General features: G+C 71.4%; 22 protein-coding genes and 1 riboswitch. Of the genes, 17 read left to right on the top strand and 5 right to left on the bottom strand.

Going from position 1 to position 24,796, the window contains the following annotated elements; all coding sequences use genetic code 11:
* Positions 1-136 precede the first annotated feature (136 nt).
* Together ACFY0T_RS21090 and ACFY0T_RS21085 are read right to left on the bottom strand one after the other, a co-directional pair.
* Positions 137-3,004: a BTAD domain-containing putative transcriptional regulator gene (locus ACFY0T_RS21090; RefSeq protein WP_388872537.1), complete on the bottom strand. Its 2,868-nt coding sequence runs from the start codon at positions 3,002-3,004 to the stop codon at positions 137-139.
* 435 nt (positions 3,005-3,439) lie between these two features.
* The gene (locus ACFY0T_RS21085) at positions 3,440-3,769 is read right to left on the bottom strand and encodes a TfoX/Sxy family protein (RefSeq protein WP_388872534.1); all 330 of its coding nucleotides are present in this window, start codon (positions 3,767-3,769) and stop codon (positions 3,440-3,442) included.
* Positions 3,770-3,991: 222 nt separating this feature from the next.
* Here ACFY0T_RS21085 and ACFY0T_RS21080 point away from each other — a divergent pair, with 222 nt between their 5' ends.
* Positions 3,992-4,525, top strand: coding sequence for a MarR family winged helix-turn-helix transcriptional regulator (locus tag ACFY0T_RS21080; protein WP_388872531.1), 534 nt, complete (start codon positions 3,992-3,994; stop codon positions 4,523-4,525).
* A gap of 18 nt (positions 4,526-4,543) precedes the next feature.
* Here the strand turns inward: ACFY0T_RS21080 and ACFY0T_RS21075 are convergent, their stop codons facing one another.
* Positions 4,544-5,284 carry a DUF4142 domain-containing protein gene (locus ACFY0T_RS21075; RefSeq protein ID WP_388872528.1) on the bottom strand — a complete coding sequence of 247 codons (741 nt, stop codon included), beginning with the start codon at positions 5,282-5,284 and terminating at the stop codon, positions 4,544-4,546.
* Between the two features lie 253 nt (positions 5,285-5,537).
* Between ACFY0T_RS21075 and ACFY0T_RS21070 the strand changes: the two genes are divergently transcribed.
* The 15 genes from ACFY0T_RS21070 (at position 5,538) to hypE (ending at position 20,886) form a co-directional block, all read left to right on the top strand.
* Positions 5,538-7,349, top strand: a complete 1,812-nt coding sequence (locus ACFY0T_RS21070; RefSeq protein ID WP_388872525.1) for an enoyl-CoA hydratase-related protein — start codon at positions 5,538-5,540, stop codon at positions 7,347-7,349.
* Positions 7,350-7,436: 87 nt separating this feature from the next.
* Complete coding sequence (locus tag ACFY0T_RS21065; protein WP_388872522.1) at positions 7,437-8,525, top strand: hydrogenase expression protein HypE; 1,089 nt, start codon at positions 7,437-7,439, stop codon at positions 8,523-8,525.
* A gap of 83 nt (positions 8,526-8,608) precedes the next feature.
* A complete protein-coding gene (locus tag ACFY0T_RS21060; RefSeq protein WP_388872519.1) occupies positions 8,609-10,393 on the top strand; it encodes a nickel-dependent hydrogenase large subunit in 1,785 nt (594 codons plus the stop codon).
* On the top strand, positions 10,390-10,986 hold the full coding sequence (locus ACFY0T_RS21055; protein ID WP_388872516.1) for a hypothetical protein: 597 nt from the start codon (positions 10,390-10,392) through the stop codon (positions 10,984-10,986). The genes ACFY0T_RS21060 and ACFY0T_RS21055 overlap by 4 nt, the downstream gene beginning before the upstream one ends.
* The gene (locus tag ACFY0T_RS21050; protein WP_388872513.1) at positions 10,983-11,627 is read left to right on the top strand and encodes a DUF5947 family protein; all 645 of its coding nucleotides are present in this window, start codon (positions 10,983-10,985) and stop codon (positions 11,625-11,627) included. Before ACFY0T_RS21055 ends, ACFY0T_RS21050 begins: the two co-directional genes overlap by 4 nt.
* Positions 11,624-12,310: a DUF6084 family protein gene (locus ACFY0T_RS21045; RefSeq protein ID WP_388872510.1), complete on the top strand. Its 687-nt coding sequence runs from the start codon at positions 11,624-11,626 to the stop codon at positions 12,308-12,310. The genes ACFY0T_RS21050 and ACFY0T_RS21045 overlap by 4 nt, the downstream gene beginning before the upstream one ends.
* Complete coding sequence (locus tag ACFY0T_RS21040; RefSeq protein ID WP_388872507.1) at positions 12,307-13,737, top strand: hypothetical protein; 1,431 nt, start codon at positions 12,307-12,309, stop codon at positions 13,735-13,737. Before ACFY0T_RS21045 ends, ACFY0T_RS21040 begins: the two co-directional genes overlap by 4 nt.
* Entirely contained in the window at positions 13,734-14,294 is a 561-nt protein-coding gene (locus ACFY0T_RS21035; RefSeq protein ID WP_388872505.1) for a hydrogenase maturation protease, read from the top strand. Before ACFY0T_RS21040 ends, ACFY0T_RS21035 begins: the two co-directional genes overlap by 4 nt.
* Positions 14,295-14,305: 11 nt before the next feature.
* Positions 14,306-14,410 carry a DUF6893 family small protein gene (locus ACFY0T_RS21030; RefSeq protein ID WP_388872502.1) on the top strand — a complete coding sequence of 35 codons (105 nt, stop codon included), beginning with the start codon at positions 14,306-14,308 and terminating at the stop codon, positions 14,408-14,410.
* A 181-nt stretch (positions 14,411-14,591) separates the two neighbouring features.
* The gene (hypA, locus tag ACFY0T_RS21025; protein ID WP_388872499.1) at positions 14,592-14,987 is read left to right on the top strand and encodes a hydrogenase maturation nickel metallochaperone HypA; all 396 of its coding nucleotides are present in this window, start codon (positions 14,592-14,594) and stop codon (positions 14,985-14,987) included.
* 3 nt (positions 14,988-14,990) lie between these two features.
* Positions 14,991-15,758 (top strand): hydrogenase nickel incorporation protein HypB, encoded by a 768-nt coding sequence (gene hypB / locus ACFY0T_RS21020; RefSeq protein ID WP_388872497.1) that lies wholly within the window; start codon positions 14,991-14,993, stop codon positions 15,756-15,758.
* Positions 15,755-18,328 (top strand): carbamoyltransferase HypF, encoded by a 2,574-nt coding sequence (gene hypF, locus ACFY0T_RS21015; RefSeq protein ID WP_388872494.1) that lies wholly within the window; start codon positions 15,755-15,757, stop codon positions 18,326-18,328. The genes hypB and hypF overlap by 4 nt, the downstream gene beginning before the upstream one ends.
* Positions 18,329-18,384: 56 nt before the next feature.
* The gene (locus tag ACFY0T_RS21010) at positions 18,385-18,693 is read left to right on the top strand and encodes a HypC/HybG/HupF family hydrogenase formation chaperone (protein WP_388872491.1); all 309 of its coding nucleotides are present in this window, start codon (positions 18,385-18,387) and stop codon (positions 18,691-18,693) included.
* Positions 18,690-19,814 carry a hydrogenase formation protein HypD gene (gene hypD / locus ACFY0T_RS21005; RefSeq protein ID WP_388872488.1) on the top strand — a complete coding sequence of 375 codons (1,125 nt, stop codon included), beginning with the start codon at positions 18,690-18,692 and terminating at the stop codon, positions 19,812-19,814. The genes ACFY0T_RS21010 and hypD overlap by 4 nt, the downstream gene beginning before the upstream one ends.
* A complete protein-coding gene (gene hypE, locus ACFY0T_RS21000) occupies positions 19,807-20,886 on the top strand; it encodes a hydrogenase expression/formation protein HypE (protein WP_388872485.1) in 1,080 nt (359 codons plus the stop codon). The genes hypD and hypE overlap by 8 nt, the downstream gene beginning before the upstream one ends.
* Before the next feature lie 489 nt (positions 20,887-21,375).
* Here hypE and ACFY0T_RS20995 read toward each other — a convergent pair whose 3' ends face one another.
* Together ACFY0T_RS20995 and ACFY0T_RS20990 are read right to left on the bottom strand one after the other, a co-directional pair.
* Positions 21,376-22,554: a C40 family peptidase gene (locus tag ACFY0T_RS20995; protein ID WP_388872482.1), complete on the bottom strand. Its 1,179-nt coding sequence runs from the start codon at positions 22,552-22,554 to the stop codon at positions 21,376-21,378.
* Positions 22,555-22,578: 24 nt separating this feature from the next.
* A riboswitch (cyclic di-AMP (ydaO/yuaA leader) is annotated at positions 22,579-22,724 on the bottom strand.
* A gap of 243 nt (positions 22,725-22,967) precedes the next feature.
* The gene (locus tag ACFY0T_RS20990) at positions 22,968-23,753 is read right to left on the bottom strand and encodes a DUF2182 domain-containing protein (RefSeq protein ID WP_388872479.1); all 786 of its coding nucleotides are present in this window, start codon (positions 23,751-23,753) and stop codon (positions 22,968-22,970) included.
* A 232-nt stretch (positions 23,754-23,985) separates the two neighbouring features.
* Here ACFY0T_RS20990 and ACFY0T_RS20985 point away from each other — a divergent pair, with 232 nt between their 5' ends.
* On the top strand, positions 23,986-24,639 hold the full coding sequence (locus ACFY0T_RS20985; protein WP_388872476.1) for a DUF1326 domain-containing protein: 654 nt from the start codon (positions 23,986-23,988) through the stop codon (positions 24,637-24,639).
* Positions 24,640-24,796: the final 157 nt, after the last annotated feature.

Raw genomic sequence — 24,796 nt, 5'->3', positions numbered from 1 at the left:
CACCCTCAGTCAACGCGCGCCCGCCGACCATGCCTTCGACGCCACCGCGGGACCCGTGGTGCCCGAGACGGAGGAGACGGTCGATTCAACGTGGCGAGCGACAGATGCTTCTGTCAGGCCTGGGACACGACCTCCGTCACGCGAGATCGCGCCGCTCGCTCTGCCTCCGCAGTCGGGCCCGCACCTGCTCGGCGTCGGAGTGGCCGAGTGAGGTGAGGATGGTGAGGGCCCGCTGCCAGGCGGCGTGGGCGTCGGTGTCGTCGCCCATCGAGACGTGGGTGTCGCCGATGTGGGTGAGGGTGCAGGCCTCCAGGTAGGGGACACCCAGCTCTTGGTAGAGGGCGAGCGCGTTGCGGTAGCCGAGCAGCGCGTGCGGATGGCGGCCGAGGTGGTGGTAGGCGTAGGCGATGCTGTCCCAGGTGCCGGCCTGGCCGTAGCGGTCGCCCAGTTCCTGCAGCATGGTGAGCGCCTGGAAGCAGTGGCGCAGAGCCTGGCGGTACTCCCCGAGCAGCGCGTGGTACCAGCCGACGGAGTTCAGGACGCTGGCCTGCGCGGCCGCGTGGCCGTCGGCCCGGAACAGTTCCAGGGCCAGTTGGTTGTGCCGGAGGGCACCGGCGAGGTCGCCCTGCTGGTCGCATTCCCAGCCGAGGCTGCGGTGGGTCTGGGCCCGCCCGATGCCGTCCCCGAGTCCAGTGAAGAGTTCCAGGGCCCGGTCGAGGTGCGGGACGGACCGGTTGTGCAGTCCCAGCCGGCCCTCCGCGCGGCCCAGCCCGCGCAGGCCGTGCGCCTCCCATGCGGGATCGGCCAGGCGCAGTGCGCAGTCGAGCGCGGTCTGTTGGGCGACCATGCCGTCGTGCCAGTGTCCCCGCCGGTCGAAGAACGGCTCCAGGGACCAGGCGAGCAGACAGGCAAGCCGATCGTGACCGCAGTCCGCGGCGGCGTCGATGACGGCGAGCAGCACCGGGTACTCGGCCGTGAGCCAGGCCAGGGCCCGCAGGTCGTCGGTGAGCGGTTCGCCGACGACGCCTGCCGGGGGCGGCTCCAGCGGCATCGGATCGCAGTGCGGTGCGAGCACCAGCCCGGCGGCCCGGGCGGTGTGCACGTAGTGCGTCAGCAGACGGTCGACGGCCGCCTGGAGCTCGGCCTCCGGGTGATGGGTGCGTACGAGTTCCGCGGCGTGGGCGCGCAGCAGGTCGTGAAAGGCGTAGCGGCCGGGGGCATGCTCGTTGATCAGGTGGACGTCGGCGAGTTCGGCCAGGAGCAGCCGCGCCCGTCGTACCGGGAGTTCGGCCAGGGCGGCCGTGGCGGGTACGGAGAAGTCGGGGCCCGGGTGCAGGGCGAGCAGCCGGAAGAGGCGGGCCGCCTCGGACGAGACGGCGCCGGTGGACCAGGAGAAGACCGAGCTGACATTCGCCGACGTCTCGCTCCCGCTGAAGGCGTCGAGGCTGCCGTGCGCCGCACGCAGTTCGGCCGCGATGGCCGACAGCGGGAAGTGGGGGTGGGCGGCGGCGCGGGCCGCGACGCAGGCCAGGGCGAGGGGGAGCCCGGCGCACAGTGCCGTGATCTCGACGACCGCCCGGGACTCGCCCGCGAGCCGCTCCGCGCCCAGCCGGCGGGCGAGGAACAACCGTGCCTGTTCGGCGTCGAGCGGGCGCAGGGTCAGCGAGTGGGCACCGTGCGCGGACACCAGCCCGGACAGCTGATGGCGGCTGGTGACGATGGCGAGGCAGCCGGGAGTGCCCGGAAGCAGCGGTCGTACCTGCTCGGTGTCGCGCGCGTTGTCCAGCAGGACGAGGAACCGCCGCCCCGCCAACAGGCTGCGGTAGAGGGCGGCTTGGGCGTCCAACCCGTGCGGGACGCGTTCGGGCGGCACGCCCAGCGCGTCCAGGAAGAGACGGACCGCCTCGCCCGCGCTCATGACCGCTCCGGAGGGGTCGAAGCCCCGAAGATTGACGTAGAGCTGCCCATCGGGGAATTGGTCGGCGACCCGATGGGCCCAGTGCACCGCGAGCGTGGTCTTGCCGATGCCCGCCATTCCGCCGATGGCGCTGATGACCACCGTCTCGGCGGGGCGCCCCTCGTCGCTCGCGAGCAGCGCCAGTACCGCGTCCAGTTCCGCACGGCGGCCGATGAACGTCGGCAGGTCGTGGGGCAGTTGTGCGGGGGCCGGTACGGAGGTCGTTCGCCTTGCGGAGGCGTCCGAGGCAGGCGCGGCGGGCTCGGCGGAACCGGGGGTCGACGAAGGGGTATCGTCCAGCACCGCCTGGTGGGCGTCGCGTAGTTCCGGTCCCGGATCGATGCCCAGCTCGTCGGCGAGCCGGGAGCAAGCGGCCTGGTACGTGCTCAGCGCCTCGGTCCGGCGTCCGGTGGCCGCCAGGGTGAGCATCAGCCTGGCCAGCAGAGGCTCGTCCAATGCGTTGGCGACGGCGGCTTCCTGGAGCTGGGGCAGGACCGCGCCCGGCAGGCCGGCATGCAGCGCCGCGTCGGCCACCTCCCGTACGGCAGCCAGGCGTTCGCGATCCACGGAACCGAAGCCCGCGCGCTCACGGATCTCCGCGGGAAGCCCGGAAGCGACCGGTCCCCGCCACAGGGCGAGCGCCTCGGTGAGGAGTTCCACAGCCTGCGCGGGCGACGCGTCCGCCGCGGCCTGCCGGGCCTCGTCACGCAACCGGCGGAAGCGCAGGAGGTCCAGCGAGTCGCCGTCGGTCGCCAACCGATATCCGCCCGCGTCCCGTATCAGCCAGCGGCCGGTGGCGCGGGTGGGGAGTCCGGGTTCCAGAAGGCGGCGCAGCGACCCGACATGGCGGCGGATCACATTGACCGCGCTGTGCGGTGGGCGTCGGCCCCACAGCACGGTGACGATCTCGCCCACGCCGACCGGCTCTCCGGCTCGCACCAACAGCAGTGCCAGCAGGGCCCTTTCCTGAGGACTCCCGAGTGCCGGCTCCGCCCCGGCCCGCTGGACCACGACCGGCCCCAGGACCGCGAACCTCACCGGTTCCATCGGCAGTTACCCCCCTCGGATCGCGCCGCCTCCCGGTATGACTTTACGTGACCCCATGTGTTACCCAGCGTTACAGGCTTGCTGTGCCCGGCTTCGCGTCCGCAAGGCGAAGGGGGAGAGCGGCGCTCCGCGTGTGACGCGGGCTGTCGCTTCGACGCGCTCTGTCCCGCCGACCAGCTCGATCAGGAAAAGATCTCCGGTCTTGCTCTCCTCGCCTGGTCCCGCGGCCGAGGACAGGGCTCACAGCTCCTTGGCGGGCCAGTCCAGCAGCCGGGCGCCGATGACCGCGGTCTGGAGCATGTGGCGGTGCGCCGGGTCGGCGGGATTGGCGCCGCCCAGCGCTGGTGGTCGACGAGCCGGGCGTGTCGAAGGCGGCGATGCGGCCCGCCTTCCGAAGGACGAAGATCCCGGTGCTGGAGACGAACCGGCGAGCCCTCACTTGGGCGGCAGGCTCGCCGCGAAGGTGTGTCCCTCGTCGATCCACTCGCCGAGCACCTTGTCGTCCGTGAGGGAGGATCCGGCGACCAGGATCCAGCCGCGCATGGGGCGGCCGGTCATGTCGAAGACCCGGGTGCCCGGCCGGGCCAGGGCAGCATCGGTGTTGTCGGGTCCGACGCGGACCATGAGGTCGTCGCCGCTCACCCCCACGGCCATGTTGCCGCGGTGCAGAAAGGCGAGACCGCCGAACATCCGCTTCTCCGTGACGTCCGGGTCCACGCCCAACCGCTCCCGGATCCGCTCGGCCAGTCCTTCGTCGTACGCCATGAGGGTCCCCGATCCATGAGGCGGTGCGGCGGGCCAAGAGCGGTGCGGCCAGAGGACGGGCGCCGTCCTCGCCGCCCGGACGCCGTTGGGTGCTGGGTTCAGGATGCCCGCGCCGGACCGAGAACGCGCGTCGTGCTCCGGACGCGGTGGAGGGTCATGAGGAGGGAAAATCCGTTCCCATTGGATGAGTGGGCCGTGACGTCGGCGCGATAGAAAGGACGCATGCCGGAGCGCGAGATCCCCGCAGAGGGCACGGACGACGTCGACGCGGTCACCCGGGCGGTGCTGACAGCGTCCCGGCTGTTGGTGGCGGTCTCCGCTCGTTCGCTCGCCGAGGTCGAGGACCGGGTGACGCTGCCCCAGTTCCGGATGCTGGTGGTCCTGGCCACCCGTGGGGCCACCAAACTTGTCGCACTCGCCGATCTTCTTCAGGTCGCACCGTCGACCGCCATGCGCATGATCGACCGGCTGATCGCGGCCGGGCTCGCCGACCGGCAGACCAACCCCGGCAACCGTCGCGAGACCCTGCTGCAGCTCACCGAGGAGGGGCGGTGCGCGGTCGAGGACGTGACCGCACGCCGCCGGGCCGAGATCGCCGCCATCGTCGAACGACTCGCCCCGAAGCAGCGCGCGGCGCTCGTCGAGGCACTCACCGCCTTCAACGAGGCCGGCGGCGAACCCCTCGTTCCGGCGATGGATGACTCCGAGCCGCATCCGCTGGGCTGGGTGGACGCCGTCGCGGGGCGCGACGCCTGAAACGCCCCCCGAGGGTGATCACCCCGTCGTCGGGGTCGGTGTCGGAGAAGTCGTGTTGACGTCCAGGCCCCGCGGCACGCTGAGGGAGAGGACCGGGGATCCCGGCTGCGGAGCTGGCGGGGTGACCTGGTCCTTGGGGAGTTTCGGCGGGCTGGTCTGCTGGAAGTTGGCCTGGTCGAAATTGACCAGTCCGGTTTTCTCCAGCACGGTGATGTGGTCCAGGACGGTGTCGTTGGCCTGATCGGCGAGCTGACGCACCAGGGTGTTCTTGGTGGTGGCGCGGATCTTGGCGATGGCCGGGAAGATCTGACCGTGGGTCACCCGCATGATGTTGACCGCGGTGGTGTCGAACTGCTTGCCGGGGCTCCCGTCCGCGGTGGCCACGAACTGCTGCTGTTGCGGGCTGGCCTGGTTGGGCAGGGTGATGCCCAGCTCGGGGGCGATCTTGCGGCAGGACTCGTCGAGGCGTGCGTGCCCGACGACCAGGTGCTTGCCGGCCTCCTTCATCTCCGCCGTGGTGCCCCGCTTCATGGCGATCAGGCCGAGGGGATGCTCCCACAGCCCGGCCGAGCGGACCTTGACGACGAAGTCCCGGTCGGCCTCGGTGAGCGGTCCGTAGCGGGTGTTGGCGATCACGCGCGACGGGGAGGTGGTCGTGTTCTGCACGCCGAGCATCGCGGGGTAGGCGAGGGCGGCAAGAGTCAGGCTCAGGGCGCCGCCCACGAAGACGGTTCCTGCCATGTTGCGCGATAGGCGCATCTTGCCTCCTGGTGTGAACGGCCGGTACGCCAGGAGATACGGACAGATCGAACCGATCCATCATTGCGCTGGGTAAATTTTGCACCCTGCTATGTGTTGTGTCTCACATCAGGTCCTCGCGGCCGGGTGGCGGCTCGACGCCCGCTTTCGGGTGACTCGACAGCCGGTCTCCGGGGCGGGACGGTTCGACGTATCCGACCATCTCAGTCGACCGTACCGTCGTCGCCCGCACCGTCGCCGCCAGGAGGTCGCCGTGCACATCCTGCTCGTGGCCAGCGCGTTCAACAGTCTCACGCAGCGCGTCCATGCCGAATTGCGCGACCACGGGCACACGGTCGCCGTGGAACTCGCCCTGCCCGACCGCCCGTTGCCGCAGGCCGTCCGGAGGCACGCGCCGCAACTCGTCCTCGCCCCGATGCTGAAGACGGCGATCCCCCGGGAGGTCTGGGCCGCGTACCCGTGCTTCATCGTCCACCCGGGGCCGTTCGGGGACCGGGGGCCGTCCTCGCTGGACTGGGCGATCCAGGAGGGCGCCGAGCACTGGGGGGTGACGGTCCTTCAGGCCGACGAGGCAATGGACGCCGGGGATGTGTGGGCGTCCGTACCGTGTCCGGTCCCGTCGGTGTCCAAGAGCGACCTGTACCGCAACGAGATCGCCGACGCCGCCCTGTCGGCCGTGCTGCTCGCCGTGGAGCGCTTCGCCTCCGGGACGTACACCCCGTGCAAGCAGGGCGGTGCGCACGCGGAGGGCACGCCCGTGCGCATCCGCCCGTACCTCGACCAGAGCGTGCGGCGGATCGACTGGGACGCGGACTGCACCCGGACCGTCCTGACCAAGCTGCGTGCGGCGGACTCGCAGCCCGGCGTGCTCGACGTGCTGCTCGGCGCCGAGTGGTACCTCCACGGCGGCCACCCCGAGGCCGGATTGCGCGGCGTCCCGGGGGAGCTGCTGGCCACCAGGTACGGGGCGGTCTGCCGGGCGACGAAGGACGGTGCCGTCTGGATTCCCGAGCTGCGGCGCCGGCGCGCTCCGGGGAAGCCGCCCACGTTCAAGCTGCCCGCCGTGCGGGCCCTCGGCGACCGGCTGCCGCCCCTGCCGGAGCTCTCCCCGCCGCGTTCTTCGGACCCGCGGCGGCGCACCTGGACCGACATCACGTACCGGGAGGAGGGGAGCGTCGGTTTCCTCTCGTTCTCCTTCCCCGGCGGAGCGATGAGCAGCGAGCAGTGCGGACGTCTTCTCGACGCCTACCGGGAGGCGTGCGCGCGCCCCACATCGGTGCTGGTGCTGGGCGGACAACGGGACTTCTTCTCCAACGGAATCCACCTCAACGTCATCGAGGCCGCCGAGGATCCCGCAGCCGAGTCCTGGGCCAACATCAACGCCATCGACGACCTCGTCGAGGCGATCCTGACCACTACGGACCGACTGGTGGTCTCCGCCGTCGCGGGCAACGCCGCGGCGGGCGGCGTGATGCTCGCCCTGGCCGCCGACGAGGTGTGGTGCCGCACCGGTGCCGTACTGAACCCGCACTACCGGCTCATGGGCCTGTACGGCTCGGAGTACTGGACGTACACGCTGCCGCGCCGCGTGGGTGCGGTGGCGGCCGAACGGCTCCTGCGCGAGGCCCTGCCGATCAGCGCCGTGAGCGCCCGCGACCTCGGGCTCGTCGACCGCGTGATCGAATGCGGTCCGCAGGACTTCGCCGCGGAGATCGGACGGCTGGCGTCCCGGCTGGCGTCGCTGCCGGGATCGCCGTCACGGATCGCCGCGAAGAAGGCGGAACTGGACCGCCAGGAGAGCAGCGAGTCCCTGGCCGCCTTCCGGGAGCGGGAGTTGGCCCGCATGCGCCGGACGTTCGACGACCCTGACGCCCCCTACCACGCACTGCGGCGCGCGTTCGTCCGCAAGGAGAGGCCTCCGCGCACGCCGCCGCACCTCGACCTCCCCGCGTCCGCGGCGGCGCGCACCGGGGCGCGGCCGAACCGGTCCGAGAGGGTCCGTGTCACCGGAACGGCCCGCGACGACCTCTCGCCACGGCCGGATGGCTGGTACCAAGAGAACTGATGGCCGAAATGCAGGCTTTCATCCAGATTTGAGGCTATTTCTCTTTCTGCGGGTTCTCATCCCTCACCTCCCCGAGGAGGCGGTCCCATGACAGCGGCGACGCCGAGCACGGCCGGCGCAACGGATGCCGGTGGTGCGCCCGCCGACGAGACGCCCACGATCCACATTCTCTGGATCAACGCCGGGCTGAGCTGCGACGGCGACTCGGTCGCGCTGACGGCGGCGATGCAGCCGAGCATCGAGCAGATCGCACTCGGCGAGCTGCCGGGCCTGCCGAAGATCGCCGTCCACTGGCCCCTCATCGACTTCGAATCCGGTCCGGTGGGGGGCGCGGACACGTTCATCGAGTGGTTCTTCAAGGGGGATCGCGGCGAGCTCGACCCCTTCGTGTTGGTCATCGAGGGATCCATCCCGAACGAGAAGATCAAGCGCGAGGGCTACTGGTGCGGCTTCGGCGACGACCCGGAGACCGGCCAGCCCATCACCACCAGCGAGTGGATCGACCGGCTCGCGCCCAAGGCCCTCGCGGTCGTCTGCGCCGGCACGTGCGCCACGTACGGCGGCATCCACGCGATGGCCGGCAACCCGACCGGTGCGATGGGCGTCCCGGACTACCTCGGCTGGGACTGGACGTCCAAGGCCGACATCCCGATCGTGTGCGTCCCCGGCTGCCCGATCCAGCCCGACAACTTCGCCGAGACACTCACCTATCTGCTCTACCAGGCGGCCGGCTCCGCCCCGATGATCCCCCTCGACGACAAGCTGCGCCCGGCCTGGCTGTTCGGCGCCACCGTGCACGAGGGCTGCGACCGCGCCGGCTACTACGAACAGGGCGACTTCGCCGACACGTACGACTCGCCCAAGTGCCTGGTCAAGGTCGGCTGCTGGGGACCGGTCGTCAAGTGCAACGTGCCCAAGCGGGGCTGGATGAGCGGTATCGGCGGCTGTCCGAACGTCGGCGGCATCTGCATCGCCTGCACCATGCCCGGCTTCCCGGACAAGTTCATGCCCTTCATGGACCAGCCCCCCGGCGCGACGCTGTCGACCAAGGCCAGCGGCGCCTACGGCGCGGTGGTCCGCAGACTGCGCTCCCTCACCCAGCACACCGTCGACAAGGAACCGAAGTGGCGTCACACCGGACGCAAGCTCACCACCGGATACCGGCCCCCGTGGTGAACCCCGCCATACCTGAACCGCATCCCCCGATCCGTCCACCACCCTCCCGGACCACCCGCGCGAAGAAGGGCACGACCCAGACGATGGCACCGACGACGAAGGCGGCCGGTGACGGTAGCGGCCTGATGGAGATGGCTTGGGACCCGATCACCCGGATCGTGGGCAGCCTGGGCATCCATACGAAGATCGACTTCAAGCAGAAGCGGGTCGCGGAGTGCTACAGCACCTCGTCCGTCTTCCGCGGCTACAGCGTCTTCATGCGCGGCAAGGACCCCCGCGACGCCCACTTCATCACCAGCCGCATCTGCGGCATCTGCGGCGACAACCACGCCACCTGCTCGGTGTACACGCAGAACATGGCCTACGGGGTGAAGCCGCCGCACCTCGGTGAATGGATCATCAACCTCGGCGAGTCCGCGGAGTACATGTTCGACCACAACATCTTCCAGGAGAACCTGGTCGGGGTCGACTACTGCGAGAAGATGGTCAAGGAGACCAACCCCGGAGTCCTCGAACTCGCCGAGCGCACCGAGGCACCGCACGCCGGGGAGCACGGCTACCGCACGATCGCCGACATCATGCGGTCCCTGAACCCCCTCGAGGGCGAGTTCTACCGCGAGGCCCTGCAGGTGAGCCGCTACACCCGGGAGATGTTCTGCCTCATGGAGGGACGCCATGTGCACCCCTCCACGCTCTACCCGGGCGGCGTGGGAACCATCGCCTCCGTACAGCTCTTCACGGACTACCTCAGCCGCCTGATGCGCTACGTGGAGTTCATGAAGCGCGTCGTCCCCCTGCACGACGACCTCTTCGACTTCTTCTACGAGGCGCTGCCCGGGTACGAGGAAGTGGGGCGCCGACGGGTCCTGCTCGGCTGCTGGGGAGCCCTCAACGACCCCGAGTACTGCGACTTCACCTACGCCAACATGACGGACTGGGGCCGGCGCATGTTCGTCACCCCCGGCATCATCGTGGACGGCAAGCTCGTCACCAACGACCTCACCGAGATCAACCTCGGTATCCGCATCCTGCTGGGCAGTTCCTACTACGAGGACTGGCAGGGCAAGGAGCAGTTCGTCACCCACGACCCGCTCGGCAACCCGGTCGACCCGCGCCACCCCTGGAACCAGCACACCATCCCCGCCCCGCAGAAGCGGAACTTCGACGACAAGTACAGCTGGGTGATGTCGCCCCGCTGGTTCGACGGCAAGGAGCACCTCGCCCTGGACACCGGCGGCGGCCCCATCGCCCGGCTGTGGTCCACCGCCCTGTCCGGGCTCGTCGACACCGGGTATGTGAAGGCCACGGGCAACAGCGTGGTCATCAACCTGCCGCGCACGATGACCAGGCCCGAGACCACTTTCGAGTGGAAGATCCCGCGCTGGAGCAACGCGATCGAGCGCAACCGGGCGCGCACCTACTTCCAGGCCTACACCGCCGCCGTCGCCCTGCACTTCGCGGAGAAGGGACTGGAGGAGGTCCGGGCCGGACGCACCCAGACCTGGGAGAAGTTCGAGGTGCCCGACGAGAGCATCGGTGTCGGCTTCACCGAGGCCGTGCGCGGTGTTCTCTCGCACCACATGGTGATCCGCGACGGCAAGATCGCCAACTACCACCCGTACCCGCCGACCCCGTGGAATGCCAGCACCAGGGACTCCTTCGGCACGCCCGGCCCGTACGAGGACGCTGTGCAGAACACCCCGATCTTCGAGGAGAACACCCCGGAGAACTTCAAGGGCATCGACATCATGCGCACCGTCCGCAGCTTCGACCCCTGCCTGCCCTGTGGCGTCCACATGTACGTCGGCGGCGGCAAAACCGTACAGAAGATGCATGTGCCCACCGGCCTGAGCGGACTGGGCGGATGAGCGCGGGCACGGCGGTCGACGCGACGAAGACAGTGGACGCGGTGCGGACCGGGCGGCGGATCGAGGACGTGCTCGACCGACTCTCCGCCACCGGAGACCCGGCCGCCCGCGCGGCGGCCGAGGAACTCGTGCAGGCCCTCATGGACTTCTACGGGGCGGGCCTGGCCCGGACGCTCCACCTGTTGTCCGCGCCCGCGGACCGCAGGCCACCGGGCGATCCGGTGGCGGCTCTGCTCGGCGACGAACTGGTCGCGAGCCTCCTCGTCCTGCACGACCTCCACCCCGAGGACCGGGCGACCCGTATCGCCCGCGCGCTCGACACCGTCCGTGAACACGACCTGGACGTCGTGGACTTCGACGAGTCGACCGGGACCCTCCGGCTGCGGGCGGCCGCGGGCGGGGGATGCGGCTGCGCCGGAGGCGGTACGACGGCCCAGCAGGCGGCCGAGGACGCGCTCGCCTGCTTCGCGCCGGAGGTCACGGTCGTCGAAGTACTGCCCGCCGGCACGTCGAGGGAGCCCGCACTGCTCCAGATCGGCACCCGCCCCGGGAGCCGCGCCACCGCCCACCCGGCTCCGGCGCACACCCCATGAGCGCGCCCCCGGCACCCCGCGGCCCCGGTCTGCGCAGGTTCCTGACCGGGCGTCAGCCACAGCCGGAGCGGTGCGGGCTCTGCGCGGTGGCAGTGGACGAAGCGCACCACGGCCACTTGGTGGACACCGAGAAACGGGCCCTCGTCTGCGCCTGCCCGTCCTGCGCCCTGCTGATGGAGCAGCCGGGCGCCGCCGCGGGCCGCTTCCGCGCCGTTCCGGACCGCTACCTCACCGACCCGGCCCACCGCCTCGACGACCGTGCCTGGGGGGCGCTGCAGATCCCGGTCGGCGTCGCCTTCTTCTTCCGCAACACCGCGCTCGACCGGCTGGTGGCCCTCTATCCGAGCCCGGCAGGGGCCACCGAGAGTGAACTCGACCCGGAGACCTGGGCGACCGTCCTCGGCGACAGCCGCCTCGCCGAGCTGCTCGAACCCGATGTGGAGGCGCTGCTGCTGCGCCGCACCGACGGCCGCCACGAGTGCTATCTGGTACCGATCGACATCTGCTACGAACTCGTCGGCCGCATGCGCCTGTTGTGGCAGGGCTTCGACGGCGGGGCCGAGGCCCGCGCCGCCCTCGGCGCGTTCTTCGAGCAGGTCGGGCAACGCGCCCGGACCGTGGGCGAGGAGGGCCGGCCGTGACGGAGCTGTCCTTCGCCTGCACCGGCGTGCGCGCCGACCGCTATGCCGCAGGACCGACCCTGGTCTTCCGGCTGCGCATCACCGCGACCGGCGACGAACCGGTGCACGCCCTGGCGCTGCGCTGCCAGATCCGCATCGAGCCCGCCCGGCGCGGCTACGAGCCGGCCGAGGCAGCCGCGCTCGCCGACCTCTTCGGCGAGCGCTCGCGCTGGGGCAGCACCGTCCAACCGGTGCAGTTCGCCCAAGTCCCCGTCATGGTCCCCGCGTTCACCGGGCAGACCGAGACGGATCTCGTCGTGCCCTGCACCTACGACATGGACATCGCCGCGACCCGCTACTTCGCCGCGCTCACCGGCGGCGAGGTGCCCCTGCTGATGCTCTTCTCCGGGACGGCGTTCACCGGAGCGGGCGGCTTCCGCGTCGAACCCGTCCCCTGGGACCGGGAAGCGGCCTTCCGGATGCCGGTCGCGACCTGGCGGGAGATGGTCGAACAGCATTTCCCCGGTTGCGGCTGGATCCGGCTGCCCCGCGACACCATGGACGCCCTGCTCGCGTTCCGCTCACGACGGGCGCTGCCCTCCTGGGAGGCGACCGTACGGGCCCTGCTCGACGAGGCGGGCACCGCGGCCCCGCCCCGGCAGGGCCCGGCTCTCACCGGCACCACCGGAAGGACCGCTCCGTGAGCGTGACCGCGTTCGCCCCGGAGACCGAGGAACGCCTCGCCCTCGCCCGGCAGGTGGCCGACGCCGTCCTCTTCGAGGGCTATGTGCTCTACCCCTACCGGGCCTCGGCGGCCAAGAACCGGCTGCGCTGGCAGTTCGGCGTACTCGTACCGCCCGCCTGGGGCGCCGAGTGCGAGGAGCACGACTTCCAGCACACCGAATGCCTGATGGAACCCAAGGCGGACGCCACCCTGGCGGTCGAGCTGCGCTTCCTGCGCGCCCGGCGGCGGACGGTCCAGCAGGCGCGCCCGGACGGCGGCTTCGACACGGTCCCCGAACTCCGGCTCGGGGACCGGATCCTGGTCCCCTGGGACGAGGGAACCGAGGAACGCGTCGAAGCGGTCGTGACGGTGGACGACCTCCTGGGCGACGGGATCACCATCCCCTTCGACCGCCCCGCCGGGGAGGAGCACGAGCCCGTCCTCGACGAGGCCGGCCGCCCCGTCGGCCGCGTCATCCGCCGCTACCAGGAGATCAGCGGCGCACTCCGGCTGTCCGCGTGCGCACTCGACGGGCCCTACCGGGTCATGCGGCTGACCGCCGTCGTCGAGAACACCAGCACCTGGACACCCCCGGACGGTGCGGCCGCCGGCCGTGACGCGGCGCTCCCGCACTCCCTGGTGGCCTCCCACCTCCTCATGGCGCTGAGCTCCGGGTCGTTCCTGTCGATGACCGATCCCCCCGAGTGGGCGAAGGGCGCGATCGCGTCCTGCCGCAATCTGCACACCTGGCCCGTACTCGCCGGCGAACCCGGCCGCGCCGACGTGGTGCTCTCCTCACCGATCATCCTGGAGGACCACCCGGCCGTCGCCCCGGAAAGCCCCGGGGCCCTGTACGACGCCACCGAGATCGACGAGATCCTCGCGCTGCGCACGGCCGCCCTCACCGACGAGGAGAAGCGCGAGGCCCGCGGCACCGACGAGCGGGCGGCCGCCGTGATCGACTTGGCGGACTCGATGCCCCCCGAGGTCCTGGAGCGCCTGCACGGGGCGGTGCGCGGCCTGCGTGAGGTGACGGGATCGGCCCCCGCTCCGGCCGCGACCGGGTTCCCCGATGAGCACGGCGTGCGGCGTCCGGACACCCCGTGGTGGGACCCGGCGAGCGAGGCCGGCTTCGACCCGGGACGCGACCGCGTCGTCGTGGACGGCCGGTCGCTGGGCGCGGGAAGCCGGGTGCTGCTGCGAGCGGGGCCGCGGCGCACCGACGCACAGGACCTGTTCCTGACGGGGCGTACGGCGAAGGTCGAGGCCGTCCTGCACGACGTGGACGGCGGAGTGCACCTGGCGGTGACGATCGAGGACGATCCGGGCGCCGACATCCGCCGTGAGCAGGGACGCTTCCTGTACTTCCAGCCCGACGAGGTCACACCGCTGGAGGACGACGCATGAGCCTTCCCCCGGACTCGCCCTGCCAGGAGAGCGGCAGGGTGCTCGTCGCCGGTATCGGGAACATCTTCCTCGGGGACGACGGCTTCGGCGTCGAAACCGTGCGCGTACTCGCCGCGAGGCAACTGCCGCCGCACGTCGAGGCCGTGGACATCGGCGTACGGGGAGTGCACCTCGCGTACCAGGTCCTCGACGGCTACGACACCCTCATCCTGGTGGACGCCACCGCGCGCGGCGAGGACCCCGGCACCCTGTACGTGATCCAGCACGACACCGCCGGCGGAGGCGAGCCGCACGGCGCACCGCTCGACGGCCACCGGATGACCCCCGACACCGTGCTCGCGCTGCTGGCAACGCTCTGTGCCGCAGCCGGCGGGCAGCCGCCGCGGCGCACGCTGGTGGTGGGATGCGAACCCGCCTCGGTGGCGGAGGGCATCGGTCTCAGCCCGCCGGTCTCCGCCGCCGTACCGGAGGCCGTCCGGCTGATCGAAGAGTTGCTGCGCGCCGAGGAGCCGGGAGAGCCCGCGCCGCGGGCCACGGCCGGCGAAGCCGCGAAGTGAGGAGAGACAGAATGATCAAAGCCCTCGTGGGCGGCGCGCTGGCCGCCGCTGTCGCCGCCGTCGTCGTGCAGTCCCTGCCCGACATCAGACGCTACCTGCGGATGCGCCGCATGTGAGCCGGCCCCCGGCCGAATTCGCCGCTGCGGCGAACGGCGTACGCGGCCGGGCGGCGACGGCGTGCCGGTCAGCCGCCCTGTGCCGCCTCCCCTCTAATGAGGGGCGGCGGACGCCTGGCCCGACGGGCCGGTCGGCTCGGTGGCGGTCGGTGGCGAGCGGCCTCCGCCAGGACGGAGACCGATGCACGAGATGTCCATCGCGCTGGCCGTGATCGGCCAGGTGGAGGAGGCGGCGGAGCGGGCCGGAGCCGTCACGGCGGTGCGCTCGGTGCGACTTCAAGTGGGCGAGCTGGCCGGTGTCGTACCCGATGCCCTGTCCTTCTGCTTCGAACTGGCCTGCGCCGGGACCGTGCTGGAAGGCGCCGAACTGGTCACCGACGCGGTGCCGGGACGAGCCCGCTGCGCACCGTGCGCGCACGAATGGGCCGTCGGCATGCCGCCCCTGCTGAGCTGCCCGCGGTGCGATGGGGCCACCACCGACCTGCTGTCGGGCCGTGAGCTGCAGATCGTCAGTGTGCACTGGGAGGACGGCCCGACGCACGCACACACCCGCGAACCGATCCCCGAGGAGCGCTGAACCATGTGCCGTGTGGTCGACCTGCAACAGGCCGTACTCGCCAAGAACGACGCGACCGCGCACACCCTGCGCGCCGCACTGGCGGCCCGCGGCACCACGGTCGTCAATCTGCTGTCCAGCCCAGGCAGCGGCAAGACCGCCCTGCTGGAACGGGAGTTGGTGCTGGCGCGGGAGCAGTCCGTGCCGGTCGCGGCGCTCACCGCCGACCTTGCCACCGAGAACGACGCGGAGCGGCTGGCGCGCTCGGGCGTCCCGGTCAAGCAGGTCCTCACGGACGGGCTGTGCCATCTGGAGGCCGGGATGCTCGGCCGCCACCTGGAGGGCTGGCTGCCCGACGGCATCCGGCTGCTGTTCGTGGAGAACGTCGGCAACCTCGTCTGCCCGGCCTCCTACGACCTCGGGGAGACCCTGAGAGTCGTGCTCGCCTCCGTGGCGGAGGGCGAGGACAAGCCGCTGAAGTACCCCACCGCCTTCGGCCTCGCCCACCTGGTGGTGGTCACCAAGACCGACATCGCCGAGGCCGTCGAATTCGACGAGGCGGCGTTCCGCGCGCACGTCGAACGGGTCAACCCCGGGGTGGACGTGCTGCTGACCTCGGCCCGCCGGGACCGGGGCGTCGGTGCCCTGCTCGACCGGGCGCTGGCGGCCGCGGACGGCGCCACCCTCCACACTCCCGTCATGGCGCGTCGGCCCGACGGCTCCTCGTACTCCCACGATCACACCCATGAGCACCCGCACGGCTCCGGCGCCATGGCACAGTCCCGCTCGTGAGCGGTCCGCAGTCCTCGACCGCAGTCGCCGCCGAAGCGCCGCTGCGCCGTCGGGTCACCGTACGGGGCGTGGTCCAGGGCGTCGGCTTCCGGCCGTACGTCTACACCCTCGCCACCGGCCTCGACCTGACCGGGCACGTGACCAACACCCCCGAGGGCGTCATCGCGGAAGTCGAGGGAGCACCCGCGGCCGTCGCCCGGTTCTGCGACCGGATCGCCGTGCACACACCGCCGCTGGCACGAGTGGACTCCGTCCACCACCAAGAGGTGCCCGCCACCGGCGACTCCGCGTTCACCATCCTCGCCTCCCGCACGGACGGACCGGCCGGGACGCTGATCCCCCCGGACACCGCGACCTGTGCCGAGTGCCTGCGCGAACTCGCCGACCCCGCCGACCGGCGCCACCGCCATCCCTTCATCAACTGCACGCACTGCGGCCCCCGGTTCACGATCGTCACCGGCCTGCCCTACGACCGGGCGCACACCACCATGGCCGGCTTCCCGATGTGCCCCGACTGCGCCCGCGAGTACGCCGATCCGGCCGACCGGCGCTTTCACGCGCAACCCGTCGCCTGCCCGGCCTGCGGCCCGCGACTGCGCCTGCTCGTCCCCGTAGAGGGCCTCGGCGGACCACCGGCAGACGTGTCCCCGGAAGCGGATCCCGTCGCCGAGGCGCGCGGACTCCTGGCGAGCGGCGCGATCCTCGCGGTCAAGGGACTGGGCGGCTACCACCTGGCCTGCGATGCCACGGATCCGGGAGCCGTCGCCCTGCTGCGCCGCCGAAAGGGCAGGGGGGACAAGCCGTTCGCCGTCATGGCCCGCAGCGTCGACGACATCGAGCATCTCGTCCGGCTCGGTCCCGAGGAGCGGGGCCTGCTCGGCAGTGCCACCAGGCCCATCGTGCTACTGCGCCGCCGTACGGAGGCGTTCGTCGGGCCGGGGGCACCACGTCCGGCCGCGTCCGTCGCACCCGGCAGCCCCGACCTCGGCGTCATGCTGCCGTACACCCCCCTGCACCATCTGCTGTTCGGCCTGCCCGGCGAACCCGACGGGCCCCGGCTGGTCGTCATGACCAGTGGCAATGTGTCCGGTGAGCCGATCGTCACCGACGACCAGGAGGCGCTGGAGCGGCTGGCGCACCTGGCCGACGGCTGGCTCACCCACGACCGGCCGATCCATGTGCCGTGCGACGACTCCGTGGTGCGCGTGTGCGACGGCGAGCCGCTGCTGGTGCGCCGCGCCCGCGGCTACGCGCCCCTCCCACTGACCCTTCCGGTGCCCGTGCGCCCGGCCCTCGCCGTCGGCGGGGACCTCAAGAACGTGCTCTGCCTCGGCGAAGGCCGCCGGGCCTGGCTCTCCGCCCACATCGGGGACATGGACGACCTCGCCACCCAGCGGGCCTTCGAGCGCGCCACGGTACAACTGGAGTCGATCACCCCGGTACGACCGGAACTGCTGGCGGCCGACCGGCATCCCGGGTACCGCTCGGCACGTTGGGCCGACCGGAACGCGGCGGGCCGACCCGTCGTGCGCGTCCAGCACCATCACGCCCATGTCGCCGCCGCGATGGCCGAACAGGGCCTGGACGGCAGTCGGCCGGTGATCGGTGTCGCCTTCGACGGCACCGGCTACGGAGACGACGGGGCCGTGTGGGGTGGGGAGATCCTGCTCGCGGACTACGACGGCTTCACTCGGTTCGGGCATCTCGCGTACGTGCCGCTGCCCGGCGGCGATGCCGCGGTGCACCGGCCGTACCGGATGGCGCTCGCCCACCTGCGGGCGGCCGGGGTCGGCTGGTCGGACGACCTCGCCTGCGTCGCCGCCTGCCCGCCCGACGAACGCCGGGTGCTGGAACGGCAGTTGGAGCGACACCTGAACTGCGTCCCCACCTCCAGCATGGGCCGGCTCTTCGACGCCGTGTCGTCCCTCGCGGGCGTCTGCCACCGGGCCGGATACGAAGCCCAGGCGGCGGTCGAGCTGGAGGCCGCCGCGCTGACGGCAGCCGCCGGGGACAGCGCGGCGTACGCGTTCGGGGTGCGGGCGGATGCCGGTGCCGGGCTGGGCGGCGGTGCGGTGTGGGCGGATGCGGGTGCGGGGCTGGGCGGCGGTGCGGTGTGGGCGGATACCGGTGCCGAGCCGGGTGGCGGTGCGCCGGGGGCGGATACCGGTGCCGAGCCGGGTGGCGGTGCGCCGGGGGCGGATGGCGCACCCGGCGTGGCGGAAGCGGCGCCTTTCGTCGCGGATCCGGCCCCCGTCCTCGCGGCGATCGTCGACGACCTTCGAGCGGGCGCGGGAGCGGCCCTGGTCGCGTCCCGATTCCACAGGGCCGTCACCGGACTCGTCCACCACATGTGTGCGCTGGCGCGAGAGCGGCACGAAGTGGAGACGGTCGCTCTGACCGGCGGCGTGTTCGCCAACTCCCTGCTCTCCTCCGCGTGCGCGGCGGCCCTGGCCGCGGACGGCTTCACGGTCCTGCGCCACCACCTGGTCCCGCCGGGCGACGGCGGTCTGGCCCTCGGCCAGCTCGTGGTCGCCGCGCGTGCCAAGGACCGTACCCGAGCCACCGACTGACGAACCGACCCGGCGGCGCCGGGCGACGACGCACGACCCAGAGCGAGGAGAGGCCCATGTGCCTGGCGGTACCCGGCAGAGTGCTGGACATCGAGGAACGTGACGGCACCCGGATGGCCAACGTCGACTTCGGCGGTGTGGTCAAGGAGGTGTGCCTGGAGTACCTGCCCGACCTCCAGGTCGGTGAGTACGCCATCGTCCACGTCGGATTCGCCCTGCAGCGCCTCGACGAGGAATCGGCGAAGCAGACGCTCGAGCTCTTCGCCACCCTCGGCATGCTGCAGGAGGAGTTCGGCGACCCCTGGGACATGGCCGCGGAGGCGGGCGCAGCCCTGCCGCCCGCGGGAGAGGAGGCGCGGAAGTGAAGTACATCGACGAGTTCCAGGACCCGGACCTGGCGCGTCGGCTGCTCGACGACATCCACTCCACGGTGACCAGACCGTGGTCGCTGATGGAGGTCTGCGGAGGCCAGACGCACACCATCATCCGCCACGGCATCGACCAACTCCTGCCGGACCAGGTCGAGTTGATCCACGGCCCCGGCTGCCCCGTGTGTGTGACCCCCCTGGAGGTCATCGACAAGGCACTGGAGATCGCCTCCCGCCCGGGGGTGACCTTCTGTTCCTTCGGCGACATGCTGCGCGTGCCCGGCACCGGACGCGACCTCTTCCAGGTACGCGGCGAAGGCGGCGACGTGCGGGTCGTCTACTCGCCGCTCGACGCCCTGCGGATCGCCCAGCAGAACCCCGACCGCGAGGTGGTGTTCTTCGGCATCGGCTTCGAGACGACCGCGCCTCCCAACGCGATGACGGTGTATCAGGCCCGCAGGCTCGGCATCCCGAACTTCAGCCTCTTGGTGTCCCATGTGCGCGTGCCGCCCGCCATCGAGGCGATCATGCGGTCCCCGAGCTGCCGGGTCCAGGGCTTCCTGGCGGCCGGGCACGTGTGCAGCGTGATGGGCGTGGGGGAGTACCCGGAGCTGGCGGAGCGCTTCCGCGTCCCCATCGTCGTCACAGGATTCGAGCCCCTGGACATCCTGGAAGGTGTGCGCCGGACCGTGGCGCAGCTGGAGCGCGGTGAACACACCGTCGACAACGCCTACCCCCGTGCCGTCCGCCCGGAGGGGAACCCGGCCGCGCGGGCCATGCTGGAGGACGTCTTCGAGGTCACCGACCGGGCCTGGCGCGGTATCGGTGTGATCCCCGACAGCGGCTGGCGGCTGTCCCCGAAATACCGTGACTACGACGCCGAGTACCGTTTCTCGGTCGACGGCATCCGGACCCGGGAACCGGCCGCATGCCGCAGCGGCGAGGTCCTGCAGGGCCTGCTCAAGCCGCACCAGTGCGAGGCGTTCGGCACCCTCTGCACACCCCGGACCCCGCTCGGAGCCACGATGGTCTCCAGCGAGGGCGCCTGCGCCGCGTACTACCTCTACCGGCGCCTGGACATCACCCCCGCGCCCCGGGAGGCGACCCCCGTTGTCTGACACCACCGACCTGATCACGCCCTCCCTGGACCCGGCGGCCTGGACCTGCCCGGCTCCGCTGCGCGACCAGTCCCGCATCGTCATGGGCCACGGCGGAGGCGGGGCGCTCTCCGCGGAGCTGGTCCAGCACATCTTCGCGCCCGCCTACGGGGGAGACGTGCTCGCTCAGTCGGGCGACGCCGCCGCGTTGTCGCTCGGCGGCCTCCGACTGGCCTTCTCCACCGACTCGTTCGTCGTACGCCCGCTGTTCTTCCCCGGCGGCAGCATCGGCGACCTCGCCGTCAACGGCACCGTCAACGATCTCGCCATGAGCGGAGCCCGGGCCGCCTACCTCTCCTGCGGCTTCATCCTGGAGGAAGGCGTCGAGATGGAGACCGTCGCCCGCGTGGCCGAGGCGCTCGGTGCGGCGGCGCGGGCCGCGGGCGTCGAGGTGGCGACCGGCGACACCAAGGTGGTGGAGGCCGGTCACGGCGATGGGATCTTCGTCAACACGGCTGGTATCGGGCTCATCCCGGCGGGCGTCGACCTGCGTCCGCAGCGGGTCGTGCCCGGCGATGTCGTGATGGTCAGCGGCGCGATCGGCGTGCACGGCGTGGCGATCATGTCCGTGCGCGAGGGCCTGGAATTCGGTGTGGAGATCGAGAGCGACTGCGCGGCGCTCGGAGGTCTGGTCGAAGCCATGCTCGCCGTCACCCCGGATCTGCACGTACTGCGCGATCCCACGCGGGGCGGGCTGGCGGCCGCGCTGAACGAGATCGCGGCGGCCTCGGGCACCGGGGTCGTCATCCGGGAGCGCGACGTCCCCGTACCGCCCGCCGTCGCCAACGCCTGCGCCGTGCTGGGCCTGGACCCCATGTACGTCGCCAATGAGGGCAAGCTGGTGGCCTTTGTCCCTCGCGAGCACGCCGACGCCGTACTGGACGCGATGCGGGCGCATCCGCTGGGTACGGAGTCCAGGATCATCGGCGAGGTCGTGGACGCCCATCCCGGCATGGTGGTGGCCCGCACCGGGCTGGGCGGCACCCGAGTGGTCGATATGCCGATCGGGGAACAGCTGCCGAGGATCTGCTGAGAAGCGGCCGGTCGAAGAGGCGGTGGGGAGACGGCGCTGACGCCTCGTCTCCTTGCCGCCTGGCCATCCGGCAGGCGCGCCCGCCGTGGGGAGCGCCGGTCGGGTGGCGAGCCATCCCGTTCACGAGCTCAACTCCCCGATGATCGAGTTGAGATGGACGTACTCCGGCAGCGAGGCGATGTCGGCGAGGTCGTGGCGGAAGACCGCCGTGTCCGTGCCGTTGTGGTCGGGGACCCGCGTGAACCCGTTGCGCGTTGGGTGAGTTGGGCGACGCCGGCCACGTCCGGCTCACCCACCGGGGCCAGCTGCGCCCGTATGTCCAGCTGCCGCACGTACTCCTCCAGCGAGTCGAAGCTGTCGAGGAAGTCCTCGCGGACCAGCTCGTCGTTCGACGTGTCTCGTGGTCCTTCGACGCCACACGTGCGGCCACACGTGCGCCACGCGCGCGCCACACGTGCGCGGAAACTCATCCCGGGAGGCCGCAGGGCTTCACGCCGGCCGTGTCGCGCTGTGGATCGTCGACTCTCCGGCGTAGAAGATCGACTCTTCGCGTACATAGGCCCCCGGGCTCGGGGCGTGGATCATCATGCCGTTGCCGATGTAGAGGCCGACGTGGCTGACGTTGCCGTAGAAGAAGATCAGGTCGCCGGGGCGGATGTCGGCGAGGGGGATCGCCGTGCCGACGGTCGCCTGCTCGTGCGCGGTGCGCGGGAGTGCGACCCCGGCGGTCTTCCAGGCGGCCTGGGTGAGACTGGAGCAGTCGTACGAGTCCGGTCCGGACGCGCCCCAGACGCACGGCCTGCCGATCTGCCCACGGGCAAAGGCGAGTGCCTTCGCGGCCTTCCTGCCGTACCCGGTGTCCGCTGCGCTGTCCGCGCCGATGGGCATGCCCGCGGCGCTGAACGTGTCCGTGATGAACGTGTCGGAGATGAACGTGTCCGTGATGGGGGTGGCCGCTTGCTGTTGGTGCCACTCGTCTCCGGCCTGGAGGAGGCCCGGCTCCTCGGCGGTACGCCAGGCGTCCACTGCCGGCCGGGAGTCGATCGCAGCGCTCTGCTGTGCGACGTGCCTGGAGAGCAACTCACGGGCCGTTGCGATCTTTTGCTGGATCTGCTCCTTGGACGTCTTCAATGAAGTCCGCTGCGGCTCGGCGGCCGGTGCGGGCAGGGCCTTGGCGGCTTCCTGCCGTGTCCCCGGCGCGGCCGGCAGCGCCGCGACGGCCCTGGCGGTCAACTCCGCCGCGGGACCGGCAGCCATCCCGGCGGCAGGCCCGGCGGTCAACTCCGGGACGGCTCGGGCGGCAGCCTCCAGCTCGCGGTGGGTGGGTGCGGCGTCCGGACGTTCCGCCGGGCGTGCGGGTCGCGTCTCGGCCGGGCGGTTCGGCATCCTGTCGGCCGGCAGCCGTGCGGGCACGGTCGGGCCCAACTGCGCGCGCCCCACGTCGAACCACTGCCTGGTGACGTCGTCGAGGGCGGTGTCGGTGCGCCCGCGCTCGTTGTCGGGCACCGGATTGACGCGCCTGCGCGTTCCCGTGGTCATCGCGCGGGTCGCGTTGTAGTTCCCGGTGGCGTTCTCGGCCTGGTCGTAGAGGCTGCTGATCCGCTGCCGGACCTCTTCGCGACTCGGCTCGTCTGCCGGGCGAGGCGTGACGGTTCGTTCCGGCGCCATGGGAGACGCGCTCCTTCCGTGCTCCGCCTACCGAGTCGGCTGTCGGGTTCGGGCCGACGGTTCCGGAAGGTATGCCCTACGGCCCTTGCCCTGCTGGGCAGTTGGGCCGATTCACCCCGGGTCGTCGGGTCCCCGGCTCCGGCTGCCACGGGGGTGCACCGGATGCGGCGGCGGCCGCGCGAACCGGCGGGGTTCGCCGGAGGGAGTCGTGCGGCCTGCCCGTCAACTTAGCCAATTTGTGTGCCTCGTGTGAAGGTTGAAGCGCGAAGTGTCCGATATGTATTTGTGACCTTCGTCGTACTGGCTGTCCCCAGGCCCACACGACGTCCATACGGCGGCGGCGGCGAACGGGCGGTCGCGCGCCCGGAGTTGATGGTCACGTCATCGGCTGCATCGACGGTCCGGAACTGCCGTCACGTCATCGGCTGCATCGACGGCCCGGAATGCTCCAGTCCTGGCAGCAGCCAACTCTGGAACGGCGCCAGTACGGCCAGGACCAGGAACACGACACCGACGACGGCGCTGAACACCGGTCCCAGCCGCCACAGCTTCTCGATGAAGATGACGACCGCGAGTCCGGCCATCGCCGCGATGTTCATGGTGCCCAGCGGCACGAGGACGATCATGAGCGCCCAGCAGCAGCCGACACAGTAGAGCCCGTGGTGGGCGCCGACGCGCAGATCGCGGGCGCCCGGCCGGTAACCGGCGTAGCGCACGAGCTGGCCCACGGGGCTTCGGCAGTGGCGCAGACAGAGGTTCTTGAGCGGAGTGAACTGGTGGAGTCCGGCGAGCAGGAAGGCTCCGGCGCCGATCCAGCGCCCGGTTTCGGGGTGGCTGTCGACCAGATCGCCGGTCGCGGTGAGGATCCCGTACACGACGAGCCCGAATGCCGCCCAGGCGATCAGGTATCCGCCCGCGAACTGGGCGATCCGGGCCGCGCGGGCGGCACCGGACGACTGACGCCCGATGGCCCGGGCCCAGGTGACCGCCACCGGCGCCACGGACGGGAACATCATGGCGATCGTCATGATCACCCAGAGCAGCAGGAACAGCGGCAGGCCGAGGCCCATCGTCCCCGGTCCCACCCCGGTGTCGTCGGCCTGCCCCACGACAAGGAGCCATGCAAGCAGGGCGAGCACCAGCATCAGGGACCAGGCGACGGTCATCTCGCGGGCGGGGAGGAGATTGCCGGGCCGCATGGGCGCAGCGAGGGATGCCCGGTTACGGAACGCGATTCCAGGTCACCACAGAAGCCGCCCGATCGCGCGGTGGCCGCGCTGCCCGGGAGTTCTTGGATTGCCTGCGAGAACGGGACGGAGAATGGAGCTGATGACCCGCGTCTGCGAGCGGATGCGGTGTCCCACGGCGATGTGTCCCCGCGAGATGACCGACCACCCGATCACCCGGTGCAGGCCGCGAGGAGGCGATGACATGGCTGAGACGGCAAGCGCTGTTCCGCAGTGGCATGTGTCCGGGGACTGGTTCGACACCTGCAAGTGCGATGTGCCGTGCCCATGCTCGTTCGCGCAGCCTCCCACCTACGGTGACTGCGACGGAGTCCTGGCCTGGCACATACGGGAGGGGCACTACGGCGATGTGCCGCTGGAAGGCCTCAATGTGCTGATGCTCAGCTCGTTCGTCGGCAATGTGTGGGCCGAGCACTCCGACGCGTACGCGGCCGTCTTCTTCGACGAGAGGGCCGACGACGCGCAGCGCGAGGCACTGCAGATGATCTTCAGCGGTCAGGCCGGCAGCTGGCCCGCCGAGATGATCAGTATGTTCGGAGCCGAGATGCGCGGCATGGACTACGCCCCGATCGAGATGCTGGTCGACGAGGACCTCGGTGGGTGGAAGGCCACCGTTCCGGGCCGGGTCGAGGCCGGCGCGCTGGCGCTCACCGGGCCGACGACACCCGAGGGCGAGCGTGTGCAGACGACCAACCTGCCGGGATGCGAGACCGGTCCGGGTCAAGTTGCGACCTGGGGCCGCGCGACGACGGACCGCGCCGACGCCTTCGGCTTCCACTGGGACCGGGAGGGTCAGTCCAGCAAGCACATCACCTTCGACTGGTCGGGTCCGAACTGAACCGGGCCGCGTGGGGCAAGGCGCGTCGGGGGGGGGGGGGGGGGGGGGAAGGGGGGGGGGGGGTGTTGGTAGGGAAGGCCCCGGAGCGGCGGATTGGTTGTGTTTGTTTTTTTTGGGGGCGGGGAGGCCCGGGTTAGACGGCGAGGTGGCCGGAATA

This window comes from Streptomyces sp. NPDC001530 (genome assembly GCF_042894545.1).
Lineage (GTDB): Bacteria > Actinomycetota > Actinomycetes > Streptomycetales > Streptomycetaceae > Streptomyces.
Note: the sequence above shows the minus strand (reverse complement) of the source record. Positions and strands in the feature narration are given on the sequence as shown.